This window comes from Sodalis ligni (assembly GCF_016865525.2).
In the GTDB taxonomy this organism is placed as follows: domain Bacteria; phylum Pseudomonadota; class Gammaproteobacteria; order Enterobacterales; family Enterobacteriaceae; genus Acerihabitans; species Acerihabitans ligni.
In genome coordinates this window covers 6179436-6197408 of record NZ_CP075169.1, presented here as the reverse complement: position 1 = coordinate 6197408, position 17973 = coordinate 6179436, and the positions used below count along the sequence as shown (strand labels likewise).

The window sequence follows — 17973 nt, the reverse complement described above, 5'->3', positions numbered from 1 at the left end:
ACGCTACCTGCCCGCGCCGGCATAACCCAACTGTCGCCATGCCTCATATACCACCACCGAAACGGCATTGGATAAATTCATGCTGCGGCTGCCCGGCTGCATGGGAATGCGAATTTTTTGGCCCACGGGCAGGTTATCCAGAATAAACGGCGGCAATCCGCGGGTCTCAGGCCCAAACAGCAAATAGTCCCCCGCCCGGTACTCCGCCTCGCTGTGTGCCGGCGTGCCTTTCGTGGTCAACGCAAACAGCCGCGCCGGCTGTTCTTGCGCCAGGAACGCCGCGTAATCGTGGTGGCGTTTTATATGGGCGAATTCATGGTAATCCAGGCCGGCGCGGCGTAAACGCTTATCGTCCCAGGTAAATCCCAAAGGCTCGATAAGATGCAACGCAAAGCCGGTATTGGCGCACAAACGAATGATATTGCCGGTATTAGGCGGGATTTCCGGTTCGTATAAAACGATATTCAACATACTGCCCCCTTGGAGAGGGCGAAGAATAACAAAAAAAAGCCCAACACGCCGCAACTCCCCGCTGCTTTGGGCTACAACTGGCTAACGATGCTGCAACGGCAACCACTTCCTCAGGTTTATAAAGGCTCCAATGGTAACCTCATCACCAGGTCAACGGTGCTGCAATGGCAACCGCATCACCAGGTCAACGGTGCTGCAATGGCAACCGCATCACCAGGTCAACGGTGCTGCAATGGCAACCACATCACCAGGCGCAGCCCGCCCAGCGGGCTATCCTCAGCCTTGACCCAGCCATGGTGCTGCTCAACCGCTTTTTCAACAATGGCCAGGCCAAGGCCCGAGCCGCCGGATTCGCGATCGCGGGCTTCATCGGTGCGATAGAAAGGACGGAAAATCTGTTCACGATCCTCTTCGCTCACGCCGGGACCATCGTCATCCACGGTGATAGTGACGCCCTGCGCGTCGGCGCTGAAGGCCACCGCGATACGCTGATGAGAATAACGCAAGGCGTTGCGCACAACGTTTTCCAGGGCGCTGTCCAACGCCGCCGGATTACCCACTAATACCCAACTGCCGGGAGGCGCGGTAATTTCAAGGGTTTTTCCCATTTGTTCGGCTTCAAACTTTGCGTCGTCCAGCACATCGTTCCATAACTCGCTGGCTTTGATAAACTCCCGCGTCAACTCGTTTTTATGCTGATTACGCGACAATACCAGCAGGTCGTTTATCATGGAATCCAGCCGCTGGGCCTCGGTTTCAATACGCGCCAGTTCGTTGCCTTCGCCATGCTTGCGCCGCATAAGCGCTGTGGCCAGCTGCAGGCGGGTGAGGGGGGTACGCAGTTCATGGGAAATGTCCGACAGCAGCCGTTGCTGTGCGCTGACCATTCTCTCAAGCGCGCTGACCATCTGGTTAAAGCTGACGCCGGTGGCTAAAAATTCCTGTGGACCGGCTTCCAGTTCCGGATGCTGGCGTAAATTGCCCCTGGCGACTTCATCCGCGGCGTATTTGAGTTTACGCGCCGGTTTCGCCAGGCTCCAGGCAAGCCAAAGCAGCAACGGAATGCTGATGAGCATGGTAACGATAAGCAGCAGAAACGGCCTGTCAAACATCAAGTTGATAAAATCCGATTGCGAATTGCCCGCCGGCCGTATTTGATAGAGCTGATAATTATCGTCTCCATCCCGCACCGCGAAGGGCCCCACCAATTCCATGCGGCCATATTTTTTCTTTTGCGGCTGATCCGAGTTATCGGACTGGCCGATGAAATTGCGGATAACCTGCATTTCATTACGCTGACCGCCGATAACACGCCCCTCGCTGGTGACCAGAATCAAACGCTGGCCCGGCGGCGCCCATTTGTCGATGGCGCGAAACAGGCGGCGCCACCACATCAGATCGTTGGCCGGATCGGCGGCCAGTTCGGCCTCGACATGCTGTTGCAGCATCACGCCCTGTCGCTGTTCACTGTCCAGCAACGGGGTCAGCTGGCGGGTATCCAGTTTGGGAACCATTAACACCAGCATCAAAACCAGCGCCAGGGTTAGCCAGAAGATGGCGAATATCCTCGCGGTCAAACTGTTTATCATGCGGCCGATACCATTAAGTAACCCCGGCCCCGCAGGGTTTTGAACCAGGGGTGCCCGTCTTTGCGCTCCGGCAATTTACGCCGCAGATTGGAGATGTGCATATCGATTGCCCGATCAAACGGCGTCAGGCGCTTACCCAGGACTTCCTGGCTGAGGTGCTCCCGTGAAACCACCTGGCCGAGATGCTGCGCCAGTAAGTAGAGCAGGGTGAATTCCGTCCCGGTCAGTTCCAGGGGAACGCCGTCAAAGGTCGCCTCCTGCCGGCCGGGATTGAGGCGCAGAAAATCAACTTCCAGCGATGGCGTGCCGTTATCGCCGTTTTGCAACTGTTCCGTCCACTGGGAACGACGCAAAATGGCTCTGATTCGCGCCACCAGTTCCCGATCGTTGAACGGCTTGGGCAGATAATCATCCGCGCCCAGTTCGAGTCCCAGCACGCGATCCAGCTCGCTGCCGCGCGCCGTGAGCATAATAACCGGCGTTTGGTGTTGCTGGCGTAATTCCTTAAGCGTATCGATACCGTTTTTCCTGGGCATCATTACGTCAAGCAATAAGAGATCAACCGAGCTATCCAGCATATTCAACGCCTGTTCGCCGTCATAAGCCACCAGGACGTTAAAGCCTTCCATCTCAAGCAATTCTTTTAACAATGCCGTTAATTCACGATCGTCGTCGACCAAAAGGATTTTATTCATTTTCTCACCTCCAAACGCAAAATACGTCATCAATCACTACCAATCCATGACTTTACGTAGCTTTACATCCCCTGACGCTAGTTTGCAGCGGCGACAGTAGAATGAATTTATCGTTAAGCAACTTAGTAATGGGTGTAGGGGTTAGGGATGCACAAACTTAACGCCATGTTCATCGCCGCCACTCTTTTTTCCGGAAGCACTGTGGCCGGTGAGAACAATGCAACGGGAAGTTGGCATCAGGATGACATCGCAAACCGATGCGGCGATAGTCATTACAGCATGTTTGAAGGCGTAAGGCTGACGGAACACCAGCGGCAGCAAATGCGCGATTTGATGAGTCAGGCTCGCCTTGATATTCCCCGTATCAATGTGAGTGAAATGGAACAGTTGCATGTACTGGTAACAGCAGAAAATTTTGATGAGCCGGCTGTTAGGGCCCAAATGGAAAAAATGTCCCGGCAAAATGTCGTTCGCCAGGTTGAAATGGCTAAAGTGCGGAATCAAATGTACAACCTGCTGACGCCGGAGCAAAGACAAATTTTGAATCAGAATCATCAGCAACGCCTGGCAGAAATGGCGTCGCAAATATCGGAAATGATGCCATCTTCTGCCCAGAAGCCGGTACAGAGTGTGACCCTTAAATAAGACATCTTCATTTTTCCTTGCCATAGACACCATCCCTGTCTTCCCCCACCGAAAGGTGGGGTTTTTTTTTATGACTGACACCTACAATCATCGACAAGCAGCAAGCCAATGCCGGCAATGACAAGTCATTGGAATGTGGCGACATAAGGCTCAAGCAAAGTGCCCGCAGTTCCGCTGCGGTAATGCTACGATATTCCCGTGCCGCATCCTAAAATGTCTTGCAAAAGTGTGACATAAACCAAAGGAAGCCGGCCTCCCGGGCAGGCCGGCACCGGTCTCTCTTTCATATCTCTGCAATCTGGCGAAAATAACCTAACACGCGGTTTGCAACATCTTTTATCAACTGTGGTGCTGCATGTGCCGATGATTGGCATTATGGTAATTGCGGCGCCAAGCCAGACCCATCCTTTTTCCCATTGGGTTACAAATTGTCCGGTGTACCGAGTGGTGAAAAGCTAAGACACTGGTAAATGTAATGCATTATCATAGGGTATAAACGTGAGGATAGTGGGAAATTGCCTGACCTGAATCAATTCAGCAAAAGGGATTTGATATACTATTTCCACCATAAGCCATAGGTCGGATTTAATCCGTTCCTCAAAGTTAACCGGCATAGTGTATTCTACAAATAATAGCTAAAGCTCAGAGGTAGTCATGATTAAGAAAATCGGTGTACTGACAAGCGGTGGTGATTCACCGGGCATGAATGCAGCGATCCGGGGCGTTGTGCGCGCCGGACTTTCCGAAGGATTGGAGGTTTATGGCGTCTATGACGGTTTCCTCGGACTGTTTCAGGATCGAATGAGCAAGCTCGACCGCTATAGCGTATCGGATATGATTAACCGTGGCGGTACCTTTTTGGGCTCGGCCCGTTTCCCTGAGTTCCGTGAAGAGGGAACCCGCGTTATTTCCATTGAGAACATGAAAAAACGTCAACTCGACGCGCTGGTGGTTATCGGCGGCGACGGTTCTTATATGGGTGCCAAGCGTCTCACTGAAATGGGCTTTCCCTGCATCGGTTTGCCCGGCACCATTGATAACGATGTGGCCGGCACTGACTACACCATCGGTTATTTCACCGCCTTGGAAACGGTGGTTGAGGCTATTGACCGGCTGCGCGATACGTCTTCTTCACACCAGCGTATTTCCATCGTTGAAGTCATGGGCCGCTACTGCGGTGATTTGACCATGTCGGCGGCCATTGCCGGCGGATGCGAATTTATCGTACTGCCGGAAGTGGAGTTTAAACCGGAAGATCTGGTTTATGAAATTAAAGCCGGTATCGCCAAAGGTAAAAAGCACGCCATCGTTGCCATCACCGAACATATCTGCAATATCAGCGAATTGGCGCAATATATTGAAAAAGAAACCGGCCGTGAAACCCGTGCCACTGTATTGGGTCATATCCAGCGTGGCGGCAGCCCGGTAGCTTATGACCGCATCCTGGCCTCGCGCATGGGGGCATTTTCCATCGAACTGCTGCTGCAGGGCTACGGCGGGCGCTGCGTCGGGGTGCAAAATGATAAATTGGTCCATCACGACATTATCGACGCCATAGAAAACATGAAACGGCCGTTCAAAAGTGATTTGCTGGAATGTGCTAAAAAACTCTACTGATCGCTTCAACTTCCCGCTATTTCACGCCCCCGTCATCGGGGGTTTTTTTTACCCTCTGTGGTTTAGCTCTTTTGCTTATATAAATTACGTTTTTATTCTTTAAAATGTTACAGGATTTCTGACACTCTCTGCTTAATCGATATTCAGGTGATAAAAAGACTCTTCGGGAGAGCAACGATGTCAAAGTGGCAAGCAGGGTTGTTGTTGATTTTATTGTCGGGAAGCGCACTGGCAAAAGATATCCAATTATTGAACGTGTCCTATGACCCGACACGGGAGCTTTATCAGGACTACAATGCTGCCTTCAGCAAATACTGGCAGGCTAAGACCGGCGACAAGGTCACCATTCGGCAATCCCACGGCGGGTCAGGTAAGCAGGCTACCTCGGGTATCAACGGGATTGATGCGGGTGTGGGGACATTTGCGCTGGAATCTGATGTGGGCGCCATCGCAGCGCGCGGCCGGATTGATAAAAACTGGATTACCCGGCTGCCTGATAACTCGGCGCCTTATACCTCCACTATTGTTTTTCTGGTACGTAAGGGCAATCCCAAGCAAATTCATGACTGGCCTGATTTAATCAAGCCTGGCATCTCCATCATCACGCCGAACCCGAAGACCTCCGGCGGCGCGCGTTGGAACTATCTGGCCGCCTGGGGTTATGCGCTGCATCATAATAATAACGATCAGGCGAAAGCCCAGGATTTCGTCAAGGCGGTTTATAAAAATGTGAGCGTACTGGATTCCGGCGCCCGCGATTCCACGAATACCTTTGTGGAACGCGGCATCGGCGACGTTTTAATCGCTTGGGAAAATGAGGCTTTGCTGGCGGTGAATAAGGTGGGTAAAGGCCAATTCGATATCGTTGTTCCCAGCGAGTCAATTGTTGCGGAGCCTACGGTATCGGTAGTAGATAAAGTGGTGGACAAACGGGGAACCCGCGACGTGGCTACCGCTTATCTGACCTATCTTTATTCGCCGGAAGGCCAGCGTATCGCGGCCAGAAACTATTATCGTCCCCGTGATCCGGCAGTGGCGAAGGAATTTGCCGATAAATTCCCACAGCTCAAGCTGTACAGCTTGAAGGATGTGTTCGGGAGCTGGCAGCAGGTGCAAAAAGTACATTTTTCCGACGGCGGCAGCTTCGATCAAATCAACCAGCGTTAACCGTTAACCCAAGCATAACGCCGATGGCTATAAGCCATCGGTGAGCTTGTTGACAAAGTGTTCGGTCGGGGCAGGCTACCAGATCGTAAACACGCCGTGAATACATCCCTGTAGGCTCGATCCGCGCCATCCATGGCGCGGACGGTTTACTCTTCTGGCAACCTTGCCCCGCCTTATTGACTTCGAGTGCATTTGTCAGCAGTCTGGCCGATGGCTATAAGGCATCGGTTTTTTTTCTTACTTCTTCTTCCCGCTGCCCTGACGGACCACGTTTTTCCGGCGACAGCATCCTCTTCTTGCTTCACTCTCAAATTCAATTGCTTGTGTGAATAATCATTTTTATTACTAGCGAAACGTTTCGATGGCGATCACATTTTTGATGGATTGCGCTTGTACACCTCTGCTTTTTTAACTAATTTCATCCTCAGCGAAACGTTTCGCTGGTGGAGGCAGGAAAATGAAGAAAGGTGTTTTACTGAACGCTGACGTCTCTGCGCTCATCTCCCGTCTGGGCCATACGGATCAGGTCACGATTGCCGATGCGGGATTGCCCATTCCCTCTTCAAGCCAAAGGATTGATCTGGCGTTGACCCGGGGTGTGCCGACCTTTTTACAGGTGGTGAGCGCGGTTGTCAGCGAAATGCAGGTAGAAAAGGCCATTTTGGCCAAGGAAATGGCGGAAATTAATCCTCAGCTGCATGAGGCGCTGCTGGATCAGTTGACGGCCCTTGAGCAACAACAGGGGAATACCATTGCCATCGAGTATATCAGCCACCAGGCATTCAAAACCCAGACCGAATACAGCCGCGCGATCATTCGCAGTGGGGAATGCACTCCTTTCGCCAATGTCATCCTGTGCTCCGGCGTCACCTTCTGAGGCATCTATGCAACCGTTACTGCAATTGACAGGGATAGACAAATCCTTCCCGGGGGTTAAGGCGCTTACCGGTGCGGCGCTGACGGTTTATCCCGGCCGCGTTATGGCGCTGGTGGGAGAGAATGGCGCCGGCAAGTCTACCATGATGAAAGTGTTGACCGGCATCTACAGCAAAGATGCCGGCACCCTGTCATACCTGGGAAAAGAGGTGGCGTTCAGCGGGCCGAAGGTATCCCAGGAAGCCGGTATCGGCATTATCCATCAAGAATTGAATCTTATTCCTCAGTTGACCATTGCGGAAAATATCTTCCTCGGCCGCGAATTCCTCAATCGGTTCGGCGGTATCGACTGGAAACGGATGTACAGCGAAGCTGACCAGCTGTTGGCCCGGCTCAATCTGCGGTATAGCAGCCACCGTCTGGTGGGGGAGCTGTCCATCGGCGATCAGCAGATGGTGGAAATAGCCAAGGTCATCAGCTTCAAGTCCCGGATCATTATCATGGATGAGCCTACCGATGCGCTCACCGATACCGAAACGGCGTCGCTGTTCAGCGTGATAAACGAACTCAGGCAGCAGGGCTGCGGCATCGTTTATATTTCCCATCGGTTAAAAGAGATTTTTCAAATCTGCGACGATGTCACGGTGCTTCGGGACGGGCAGTTTATCGCCGAACGCCGGGTAACCGGGTTACAGGAGGACGCCCTGATCGAAATGATGGTGGGACGTCGCCTGGAAGAGCAATACCCGCGCATTGAAGTCCCTCTCGGCGAGGAACGTCTAGCGGTCAATCATCTTAGTGGCCCCGGCGTCGACGATGTCAGCTTTACGCTGCGCCGCAGTGAAATCCTCGGCGTCGCGGGCTTGATGGGCGCGGGACGCACGGAACTGATGAAAACCCTCTATGGCGCGGCGAAACGCACCGGCGGCACGGTAGTGCTGGACGGGCGAGCCATTATGACCCGCACCCCTCAGGACGGGTTGGCTAACGGTATCGTCTACATTTCCGAAGATCGTAAGCGGGACGGGCTGGTGCTGGGGATGTCGGTGAAGGAGAACATGACCCTCACCGCCCTGCGCTATTTCAGCCGTCAGGGCGGCGGATTGAAACACGCGGAAGAACAGCAGGCGGTAGGGGATTTTATTCGTTTATTCAATATCAAAACGCCCTCGATGGAGCAGCCGATAGGCCTGCTGTCCGGCGGCAATCAACAAAAAGTTGCCATTGCCCGCGGCTTGATGACCCGGCCCAAGGTATTGATTCTGGATGAACCGACCCGCGGCGTCGATGTCGGCGCTAAAAAAGAGATTTATCAATTAATCAATCAGTTCAAAGAAGAAGGGCTCAGTATCATTTTGGTCTCTTCGGAGATGCCCGAAGTGCTGGGAATGAGCGATCGCGTGATGGTGATGCATGAGGGCCGCTTAAGCGGCATTTTCCCCATAGGGCAGGCCACTCAAGAGGTCCTGATGGCCGCGGCCGTCGGTAAGCAATACAGTACCCAGCAGGAGAATCAATGATGAGTACCCGGATTATTCCCGTTAAACGCGGTTTCAGCAAAACCTGGCTATTAGAACAGAAATCATTGATTGCGCTGCTGGTGCTTATCGCCGTGGTGTCTTCCATGAGTTCGAACTTCTTCAGCCTCAATAATTTGTTCAATATCCTTCAACAGACCTCCGTGAACGCCATTATGGCGGTGGGCATGACGCTGGTGATCTTGACCGCCGGTATCGATCTTTCCGTGGGTTCGCTGCTGGCCCTGACCGGTGCGGTGGCCGCGTCGGTGGTGGGGCTTGAAATCAACGTGTTCGTCGCGGTGGGAGCCTCCCTATTGCTGGGCGCGGCAATCGGCGCCGTGACGGGGGTCATTGTGGCGAAAGGAAAGGTGCAGGCCTTTATCGCGACCCTGGTGATGATGCTGCTGCTGCGGGGCGTCACCATGGTATATACCGACGGCAGCCCGGTGAATACCGGCTTCAGCGATGCGGCCGATGCGTTCGGCTGGTTTGGTATCGGCCGTCCGCTGGGCGTGCCTACGCCGGTGTGGATTATGGCGGTGGTGTTTCTCGCCGCCTGGTACATGCTGCACCACACCCGTTTGGGCCGCTATATCTACGCGTTGGGCGGCAATGAAGCCGCGACGCGGTTGTCGGGCATCAGCGTTGATAAGGTCAAGGTCATCGTCTATTCGCTGTGCGGGCTGACGGCGGCGCTGGCCGGCGTGATTGAAGTGGCCCGGCTCTCTTCGGCGCAGCCCACCGCCGGTACCGGGTATGAACTGGATGCCATTGCCGCCGTGGTGCTGGGGGGAACCAGCCTGTCCGGCGGTAAAGGCCGCATCATGGGAACCCTTATTGGCGCGCTGATCCTCGGATTTTTGAATAACGGACTGAATTTATTAAGCGTTTCTTCCTACTATCAGATGATTGTAAAGGCTGTCGTCATTTTGTTGGCGGTATTGGTAGATAACAAAAGCAGTAAATAACCTCCCCTGCAGGAAACATAAAGATGAAAATGAAAAAATTAGCTGTTTTGATGTCCGCCGTTGCGTTAAGCGCCGCTTTCAGCGCCAACGCCCTGGCAAAAGATACTATTGCGCTGGTGGTTTCCACTCTTAACAATCCGTTCTTTGTTTCGATGAAAGACGGGGCGCAACAGGAAGCGAATAAACTGGGTTATCAATTGGTAGTCCTCGATTCGCAAAACAATCCGGCCAAGGAATTGGCTAACGTGCAGGATCTGACGGTGCGCGGCGTCAAGCTGGTCATGATAAACCCGACGGATTCCGATGCGGTGGGCAATGCCGTTATCCTGGCCAACCAAGCCAAGATCCCGGTCATCACCCTGGATCGTAAGGCGAACAAGGGCCAGATCGTCAGTCATATCGCCTCGGACAACCGGGTCGGCGGCAAAATGGCGGGTGATTTTATCGGGCAAAAACTGGGTAACAGCGCCAAGGTTATTGAACTTGAAGGGATTGCCGGCACCTCAGTGGCCCGTGAACGCGGCGAAGGATTCAAGCAATCCGCCGATCAATACAAATTCACCATGTTGGCTAGCCAGCCGGCTGATTTCGATCGCACCAAAGGTCTTAACGTCATGCAGAACCTGCTGACCGCCCACCCGACGGTACAAGCGGTATTCGCGCAAAATGACGAAATGGCCTTAGGCGCGATGCGTGCCCTGCAAACCGTCAATAAAACCGATGTGTTGGTGGTAGGCTTTGACGGTACGGCGGATGGACTCAAAGCGGTGCAAAGCGGAAGAATGGCCGCCACCGTGGCGCAGCAGCCCGATCAAATCGGTATTATCGGTGTTGAAACCGCAGACAAAGTATTAAAAGGCGGCAAGGTGGATGCCATAATCCCGGTAGCCCTTAAGCTGGTCACGAAATAACGCCGGTTCACTTTCTACAGCAAGGTATTGCGTTATCGACCCGCCAGCCGGGGGACGATAACGCATTCAATCAGGATAAATACGATGGCGACAAACAAGCTGGTGGTGCTGGGTAGTATCAATGCCGATCATATCCTCAACCTTGAGCAATTTCCTCGTCCCGGTGAAACGGTTATTGGAAAAAACTATACCGTCGCTTTCGGCGGTAAAGGCGCCAATCAAGCGGTGGCGGCCGGGCGCAGCGGGGCGAATATCGATTTTGTCGCCTGCGTCGGCGAGGATGATATAGGGCAGCGTATCCGTAAGCAGTTGGCGGCGGACAACATCGGTGTCGGATCGGTGGAAGCCAGCCCCGGCACAACCACCGGCGTTGCGCTGATTTTCGTGAACCGGGATGGTGAGAATGTGATTGCCATCGATCCGGGCGCCAACGCCGCGCTTACGCCGGATTATCTGGCGCGATACGAGAAAAAGATTATCGACGCCTCCGTGCTGCTGATGCAGCTGGAGTCGCCGCTGGAGACGGTGATTGCCGCCGCCAAGCTGGCAAAGCTGCATCAGACGCAGGTTATTCTGAATCCGGCTCCGGCCCGTGAGTTACCGGACCCGTTGCTGGCCCTGGTGGATACCATCACGCCGAATGAGACTGAAGCGGAACGTCTGACGGGCGTCGCAATCAATGATGACGCCTCCGCCGCCCGCGCCGCGCAAATACTCCATGGCAAAGGCATTCCCACGGTATTGATTACCCTGGGCAGCCGCGGCGTATGGCTTAGCCGGCAGGGTCATGGCAAACTGATCCCGGGGTTTAAGATCGACGCGGTGGATACCATTGCTGCGGGGGATACATTCAATGGCGCGTTGGTTACGGCATTGCTGGAAGGGGAAGATATGGACAAGGCAGTGAGATTTGCCCATGCCGCCGCCGCCATTGCGGTCACCCGCTCGGGTGCGCAGCCGTCCATTCCCTGGCGCCAAGAAATCGACGCCTTTTTGCAAGGGTTAGACTAGCTTGTCCACCATGAAAGATGTCGCCCGTTTGGCGGGCGTTTCAACCTCCACGGTTTCTCATGTGATCAATGACAATCGTTTTGTCAGCGATGCGGTGCGAGATAAGGTTCTGGCGGCGGTGGAACAGCTGAATTACGCGCCTTCGGCCCTGGCCCGCAGTTTGAAGATAAACCAGACGCGCACCATCGGGATGTTGATAACCTCCAGTAATAACCCGTTTTATGCGGAAGTGGTGCACGGGGTGGAACGCAGCTGCTATGAGCGCGGTTATAGCTTGATCCTGTGCAATACCGAGGAGGATGCGGATCGCATGAGCCGCAGCATGGAGACGTTGCTGCAAAAACGCGTGGACGGCCTGCTTATCATGTGTACCGAAAACAATCGTCCCTCCCGGCTGGCGTTGCGTCGTTATCCTTCATTGCCCATTGTGATGATGGATTGGACGCCGTTTGAGGACGCGCTGGATATCATCCAGGATAATTCGTTGCTGGGGGGCGATCTGGCCACCCGTTATCTGATTTCCCGTGGCTATCATAAAATTGCCTGTATTGCCGGTCCCCAGGATAAAACCACTGCCCGCCACCGGTTGGAGGGCTATCGTCTCGCCATGAATCGCGCCGGGCTGGTTATTCCGGCCGGATATGAAGTGTTCAGCGATTTTGAATTTGGCGGCGGTGTGGCGGCGATGAAACAGCTTTTGGCGTTGCCCGAACCGCCCCATGCGGTTTTCACCGGCAATGACGCGGTGGCGGTTGGGGGTTGCCAGGGGCTGTTTCAGGCCGGGCTATCGGTGCCGGGAGATATGGCGGTGGTGGGTTATGACGATATCGAGCTGGCCAAATACCTTACTCCGCCGCTGACCACCATTAATCAGCCGAAAGATTCTCTTGGCGAGCTGGCCATTGATACTTTACTTTATCGGCTGCAAAATCCCGAGACTGAACCGCAAGTGCTGGTGCTGACCCCTGAACTGGTGGAGCGGGCGTCGGTGGGGCGTCGATGATGGCGCCTGCCCCGTCCCCCTTGGTTTAACCGCCGGTGATCGCGGGCCTACCGAGCTGTGGGGCGCTCCGGCGGGCGGTAAAACCACGCCCGCTTCGACCCCATCAGCACGGTCTCCCTTTAATACGCTCGGTTTAACCTCTGGCGATCACGGGTCGTGCCATGAGGTATTCAGCCGGCTTTCGCCGATGCGACCCGGCCGTTGCATGTTCTCGCGCTGTTCAAGATGGGCTGTTCATGGCTGGGTATTGCGCAAAAAAAAACGGGAACATCTGTTCCCGTCTCCGTCTTGATTCAGTATCAGGCCTGTTTGGCTTCTGCCGCGGCTTTAACGATAACGGCAAATGCATCGGCTTTGAGTGAAGCTCCGCCCACCAGCGCGCCGTCGATATCCGGCTGGGTGAACAGTTCAGCGGCGTTGCCGGCGTTAACCGAGCCGCCGTACTGAAGAATAACCTGTTCGGCGACCGCGGCGTCCTGTTTGGCGATATGGTCGCGGATGAATTTATGCACCGCTTGCGCCTGTGCCGGGGTGGCGGATTTGCCGGTGCCGATGGCCCAAATCGGTTCATAGGCGATCACTGCGTTTTCAAACGCGCCGGCACCCAGGGTGGTCAATACGGCGTCCAGTTGACGGGCGCATACCGCTTCGGTTTGCCCGGCTTCGTTTTCAGCTTCGCTTTCACCGATACAGAGCACCGGAATCAGTCCGGCGTCTTTCAGTACCGCAAATTTCTTCGCGATCAGCTCATCGCTTTCTTTATGGTAGGTTCGGCGTTCGGAATGGCCGATGATGATGTATTTGGCGCCGATGTCTTTCAGCATGGCGGCGGAAACTTCACCGGTAAAGGCGCCGGACAGATTAACGTCGACGTTTTGGGCACCCAATGCCAGGCGGCTGCCGGCAAGCTGGTGTTTGGCTTGATCCAGATACATGACCGGCGGCGCAATAGCCACATCACAGCCGACGACGCCACTCAGTTCACTGCGTAGGGCAGTAATCAGATCGTTCACCAAATGTTTGCTGCCATTCAGTTTCCAGTTACCCATCACTAACGGATGTCGCATTTTTTATAATCTCCAATCAGGAACGCGAAGCGAAAATTGATTGCCGTAAGGCACTCTTACCTGACCCATAGTATAGAGATTTAATGCTGTGGTGGCTTTGTTTTTCGTCATCAAACGCGGGAGGATCAAGACTCGGCTAAAGCGAGTTTAACGGGCTCGACGGCAAAGGTAAGGCCCTTATCGCCATCATCCGCCACCACATAGCGTAACGGCCCCCAGGATTGCTGAAAAAAATGGGCGCCCCGGCCTTTGGCTAATAAATCCATGACCCGGGCCGTGCTTTGCTCCACCGTTAATCCGGGTTCAAACTCGCGCACCAGCGCTGCCATATAGCTGATGGCGGTGGCGCGGGCGGCTTTTTCGCCGCCGCCTACCACCGGCAGGTAGGTAATCTGCAGCGTTTTTATTTTACCGCTGCCCTTTTCCAGGGCGGTGGATGCGTAGAGCGTGCTGTTAATCTTGCTGGCGGCGCGGGTCAGGTTGATAAGATCGTTTCGGTTATCAATGGATCGAAATTCACCGATAGGTAAGTTGGGGTTATGGTCGTTATATCTTTCACGAAATTTAACGATGGTTAAATCGAACGTCGGTGCGCCGGCCAACAGGTATGGCGCCACCGGCGTTGCCGCGGCGGAGGTATCGGCGGCCAGAACATGTGTCCAGGCAACGCCCAGCAGCAGACTGGCGGCGGCGAAGCGGATGAACCGGTTCCTATCCATTTATAACCCCGTTAACCACTCTATGCGATACCCATCAGACCGAGTCTCACCGGTTACCAGTAATGCTCGCTGGTGATATGACCCGGCTTGCGCCGCAGGTGTTTGCGCATTTCGCGCGTTTCTTTCAATAATTGCTGAGTATCCCGCACCATTTGCGGATTACCGCAGAGCATGACATGGCCATTTTCCGCGCTCAGTGCCACTCCTACCGCTTGTTCCAACGAACCGTCGGCGATCAGCGCCGGAACACGGCCGGTGAGTGAACCGGGCACCGTTTCCCGGCTGACCACGGTCTGAATATGCAGTTTGCCGCTATAGCGCTGCTGCAGTTCAAGCATCAACGGCAGGTAACTGAGATCGCGGGCATAGCGCGCCGCATGCACCAGGACAATATCTTTAAAGCGCTCCAGCCCTTCTCCAAATTGCAAAATAGACAGAAACGGGCCCAACGCCGTGCCGGTGGCCAACATCCACAGCGTTTCACAGGGGGGAATTTCGTCAAGGACAAAGAAACCGGCGGCTTCTTTGGTAACCATCAGTTGGTCGCCCGGTTGCATGGCATGCAGCGGCGGACTGAGCTTTCCTTCCGGTACCGTCACCAGATAAAATTCTAGATTGGGGTTATTCGGCGCATTCACATACGAATAGGCGCGCTGGACGCGTTCGCCGTTGATCTCCAGGCCGAGTTTGGCAAACTGGCCCGCGGTGAAAGCGTCCACCGGCGCGCGGACATACAGGCTGAAAAGACTTTCCGTCCAGTGCTCAACATGTATGATTTCCCCATTAACCCATTCAGCCATAGTGCATTTCCCCTTGGTCTTTCAATAAATAATCTGACCGGCAAATTATATTCCACTCTGTCACAGCGGCTTTTGATAAAGGCGATGGCGCCATTATCAGTTAATTTCGGTATTGCATCCAGCCCGGCTGTCGGTTCTTGTTAAGAAAAAGTTGCATTCGAAAGACGCCATCAACGGCGCTAAAGGATAAACGGATGCAGGGCGGGATCTTTACGATCGAGATAATGGGTGGAAGAAATGCGCCGGATCGTCCGACTGTTGCCGCGAATCAGCAGGGTGTCCGTGGTGGCGAGCAGACCTTTGCGGGTAATGCCGTTCAGCAAATCCCCTTTGGTGATGCCGGTGGCGGAAAAAACCACATTGTCGTTACGCGCCATGTCATTGAGCCGCAGCACGGTATTGGCGGCGATACCCATGGCCGCGCAGCGGGCCAGTTCATCGGCGCCGATGCGCAGGTTTATTTCACTGTTACCTTTGACCTGATGGCGGGGCAGCAGGCGGCCCTGCATATCGCCGTCCATGGCGCGGATTGCCGCCGCGGAAATCACCCCTTCCGGCGCGCCGCCGATGCCGTACATGACATCCACTTCACTGTCCGGCATGCAGGTGAGCAGGGACGCCGCCACGTCGCCGTCAGGAATGGCAAACACTCGTACGCCCAATTGCTGCAGTTCGGCGATAATTTGTTCGTGGCGAGGTTTGGCCAGGATGATGACCGTAAGCTGCGACAATGGTTTACCCAGTTTGCGGGCAACGTTGCGCAGATTCTCATCCAGGGGCGACTCGAGGTCGATAACGCCTTTGGCCGCCGGTCCCACCGCTATTTTTTCCATATACATATCGGGAGCATGTAAAAAGCTGTCTTTTTCCCCCACCGCCATCACGGTCAAGGCATTGGGTTGGCCCATCGCCGTCATGCGGGTTCCTTCGATGGGATCCACCGCGATATCCACCGAATCGCCCCGGCCCGTGCCCACCGCTTCGCCGATATACAGCATCGGCGCTTCATCGATTTCCCCTTCGCCGATCACTATACGGCCATCGATGTCCACCTGATTGAGCATGATGCGCATGGCCTGGACCGCGGCGTTGTCGGCGGCATTTTTATCGCCGCGGCCGAGCCAGCAATAGCCCGCCAGCGCGGCGGCTTCCGTTACCCTGGAAAATTCAATGGCTAATTCACGTTTCATGGCTAAACCTTGCGTCGCAACTTAAATTGAAGTTTGCCGCAAAGTTTATCACATTCGTCACGCTTTCCGGGTGGTCTATGATTTGCCCGAATCTATGATTTTTCCGAAAAAGTAAGGCCCATTCATTGAATGGGCCATATGCCTCAGTCCTTCTGTTCCTCATGCTCTTCCCACGAGCGGGCGCGCGCCACGGCCTTCTGCCAGCCACTGTAGCGCACATTGCGCTCCACGGTTTCAATGCCGGGATGGAATTCCCGCTCGATAACCGATTTGCTCCTCACCTCGTCCAGATCGTTCCAGAAGCCCACCGCCAGCCCGGCCAGGTAGGCCGCCCCCAGCGCGGTCACTTCCCGCACTTCCGGCCGCTCCACCCGGGTGCCCAGGATATCCGACTGGAATTGCATCAGGAAGTTATTGGCCACCGCGCCGCCGTCCACCCGCAGCGACTTCAGCCGGGCGCCGGAATCCCCCTGCATGGCATCCAGCAAATCCCGGGTCTGGAACGCGATGGACTCAAGCGTCGCGCGGATAATATGGTTGGCGTTGACGCCGCGGGTGATGCCGAAGATGGCCCCGCGCGCATAGGGGTCCCAGTAGGGGGCCCCCAGGCCGGTAAAGGCCGGCACCACGTAGACGCCGTTGGTGTCTTTTACCTTGCAGGCAAAATAATCGCTGTCGGCGGCGTCGCTGATAAGCTTCATTTCATCGCGCAGCCACTGGATGGCCGCGCCGGCGACGAACACCGCCCCTTCCAGCGCATAGTTCACCTCGCCGCGCGGGCCGCAGGCGATGGTGGTCAGCAGGCCGTGTTTCGACCGTACCGCTTCGGTGCCGGTATTCATCAGCAGGAAGCAGCCGGTGCCGTAGGTATTCTTGGCCATGCCCTTCTCGACGCACAGCTGGCCGTACAGCGCGGCCTGTTGGTCGCCGGCGATGCCGGCGATGGGAATACGGGTCCCTCCTTTACCGCCGATATTGGTCTGGCCGTAGACCTCAGAAGAGGAGCGCACCGTCGGCAGCATGGAGCGCGGGATGTCCAGCACATCCAGCATTTTTTCATCCCAGTCCAGAGCATGGATATTGAACAGCATGGTGCGGGAAGCGTTGGTATAGTCGGTCACATGCACCCGGCCCTGGGTCATGCGCCAAATCAGCCAGGTATCAATGGTGCCGAACAGCAGCTCGCCGCGCATGGCCCGTTCCCTGGCGCCCTCGACGTTATCCAGGATCCATTTGACCTTGGTGCCGGAGAAATAAGGGTCGATAACCAGCCCGGTGGTTTCACGGACATACTCTTCCAGCCCGTCGTTTTTCAGTTTTTCGCAGATATCGGCGGTGCGGCGGCATTGCCAGACAATGGCGTTGTACACCGGTTTCCCGGTTTCTTTGTCCCACACCACCGCGGTTTCACGCTGGTTGGTGATGCCGATGCCGGCAACCTGGTCGGAGCTGATATCGGCCTTGGCCAGGACCTCCACCAGGGTTGAACTTTGCGACGCCCAGATTTCCATCGGGTCATGCTCCACCCAGCCGGGCTTGGGATAGATTTGGGTGAATTCGCGCTGCGAAACGCTGACGATATTAGCCTCGTGGTCGAGAACAATCGCCCGGGAACTGGTGGTGCCCTGGTCGAGGGCTACAATGTATTTTTTTTCAGATGGCATGATGTTTTCCTGCAAAAGTTGTCGTTCTAATGGCGTATAAGGCTTGCCATTTCCATCGCG

Annotated in this window: 17 protein-coding genes; 9 read left to right on the top strand and 8 right to left on the bottom strand. The window is 54.9% G+C overall.

All coding sequences use genetic code 11. The annotated features are described in order from the left end of the window. Positions 1 to 3: 3 nt before the first annotated feature. From trmL to cpxR, 3 genes are all read right to left on the bottom strand, one after another. Positions 4 to 471: a tRNA (uridine(34)/cytosine(34)/5-carboxymethylaminomethyluridine(34)-2'-O)-methyltransferase TrmL gene (gene trmL, locus GTU79_RS28745; protein ID WP_132924298.1), complete on the bottom strand. Its 468-nt coding sequence runs from the start codon at positions 469 to 471 to the stop codon at positions 4 to 6. A 218-nt stretch (positions 472 to 689) separates the two neighbouring features. Continuing rightward, positions 690 to 2060, bottom strand: a complete 1371-nt coding sequence (cpxA, locus tag GTU79_RS28740) for an envelope stress sensor histidine kinase CpxA (protein ID WP_132924299.1) — start codon at positions 2058 to 2060, stop codon at positions 690 to 692. Then, positions 2057 to 2755: an envelope stress response regulator transcription factor CpxR gene (gene cpxR / locus GTU79_RS28735; protein ID WP_132924301.1), complete on the bottom strand. Its 699-nt coding sequence runs from the start codon at positions 2753 to 2755 to the stop codon at positions 2057 to 2059. Before cpxR ends, cpxA begins: the two co-directional genes overlap by 4 nt. Positions 2756 to 2902: 147 nt before the next feature. Between cpxR and cpxP the strand changes: the two genes are divergently transcribed. From cpxP to rbsR, 9 genes are all read left to right on the top strand, one after another. Continuing rightward, positions 2903 to 3400, top strand: a complete 498-nt coding sequence (gene cpxP / locus GTU79_RS28730; RefSeq protein ID WP_203524112.1) for a cell-envelope stress modulator CpxP — start codon at positions 2903 to 2905, stop codon at positions 3398 to 3400. A gap of 654 nt (positions 3401 to 4054) precedes the next feature. Beyond that, entirely contained in the window at positions 4055 to 5017 is a 963-nt protein-coding gene (pfkA, locus tag GTU79_RS28725; protein ID WP_132924304.1) for a 6-phosphofructokinase, read from the top strand. Positions 5018 to 5194: 177 nt separating this feature from the next. Further along, on the top strand, positions 5195 to 6184 hold the full coding sequence (locus GTU79_RS28720; RefSeq protein ID WP_214513586.1) for a sulfate ABC transporter substrate-binding protein: 990 nt from the start codon (positions 5195 to 5197) through the stop codon (positions 6182 to 6184). A gap of 457 nt (positions 6185 to 6641) precedes the next feature. Next, on the top strand, positions 6642 to 7061 hold the full coding sequence (gene rbsD / locus GTU79_RS28715; RefSeq protein WP_203524111.1) for a D-ribose pyranase: 420 nt from the start codon (positions 6642 to 6644) through the stop codon (positions 7059 to 7061). Positions 7062 to 7068: 7 nt separating this feature from the next. Continuing rightward, positions 7069 to 8580 (top strand): ribose ABC transporter ATP-binding protein RbsA, encoded by a 1512-nt coding sequence (rbsA, locus tag GTU79_RS28710; protein WP_203524110.1) that lies wholly within the window; start codon positions 7069 to 7071, stop codon positions 8578 to 8580. Then, the gene (rbsC, locus tag GTU79_RS28705) at positions 8580 to 9548 is read left to right on the top strand and encodes a ribose ABC transporter permease (protein ID WP_132927943.1); all 969 of its coding nucleotides are present in this window, start codon (positions 8580 to 8582) and stop codon (positions 9546 to 9548) included. Before rbsA ends, rbsC begins: the two co-directional genes overlap by 1 nt. Positions 9549 to 9571: 23 nt before the next feature. Continuing rightward, positions 9572 to 10459 (top strand): ribose ABC transporter substrate-binding protein RbsB, encoded by an 888-nt coding sequence (gene rbsB / locus GTU79_RS28700; RefSeq protein ID WP_132924312.1) that lies wholly within the window; start codon positions 9572 to 9574, stop codon positions 10457 to 10459. 84 nt (positions 10460 to 10543) lie between these two features. Continuing rightward, on the top strand, positions 10544 to 11470 hold the full coding sequence (rbsK, locus tag GTU79_RS28695) for a ribokinase (RefSeq protein WP_203524109.1): 927 nt from the start codon (positions 10544 to 10546) through the stop codon (positions 11468 to 11470). Position 11471: 1 nt separating this feature from the next. Further along, positions 11472 to 12473, top strand: a complete 1002-nt coding sequence (rbsR, locus tag GTU79_RS28690; RefSeq protein ID WP_214513585.1) for a ribose operon transcriptional repressor RbsR — start codon at positions 11472 to 11474, stop codon at positions 12471 to 12473. A 299-nt stretch (positions 12474 to 12772) separates the two neighbouring features. Here rbsR and tpiA read toward each other — a convergent pair whose 3' ends face one another. The 5 genes from tpiA to glpK form a co-directional block, all read right to left on the bottom strand. After that, on the bottom strand, positions 12773 to 13540 hold the full coding sequence (gene tpiA, locus GTU79_RS28685; RefSeq protein WP_203524107.1) for a triose-phosphate isomerase: 768 nt from the start codon (positions 13538 to 13540) through the stop codon (positions 12773 to 12775). A gap of 125 nt (positions 13541 to 13665) precedes the next feature. Beyond that, the gene (locus GTU79_RS28680; protein WP_203524106.1) at positions 13666 to 14259 is read right to left on the bottom strand and encodes a DUF1454 family protein; all 594 of its coding nucleotides are present in this window, start codon (positions 14257 to 14259) and stop codon (positions 13666 to 13668) included. A 53-nt stretch (positions 14260 to 14312) separates the two neighbouring features. After that, positions 14313 to 15059 carry a ferredoxin--NADP(+) reductase gene (fpr, locus tag GTU79_RS28675; protein ID WP_203524105.1) on the bottom strand — a complete coding sequence of 249 codons (747 nt, stop codon included), beginning with the start codon at positions 15057 to 15059 and terminating at the stop codon, positions 14313 to 14315. Between the two features lie 179 nt (positions 15060 to 15238). Continuing rightward, complete coding sequence (glpX, locus tag GTU79_RS28670) at positions 15239 to 16249, bottom strand: class II fructose-bisphosphatase (RefSeq protein ID WP_132924322.1); 1011 nt, start codon at positions 16247 to 16249, stop codon at positions 15239 to 15241. A gap of 143 nt (positions 16250 to 16392) precedes the next feature. Next, positions 16393 to 17913 carry a glycerol kinase GlpK gene (gene glpK, locus GTU79_RS28665; RefSeq protein ID WP_203524104.1) on the bottom strand — a complete coding sequence of 507 codons (1521 nt, stop codon included), beginning with the start codon at positions 17911 to 17913 and terminating at the stop codon, positions 16393 to 16395. Between the last annotated feature and the right edge of the window lie 60 nt (positions 17914 to 17973).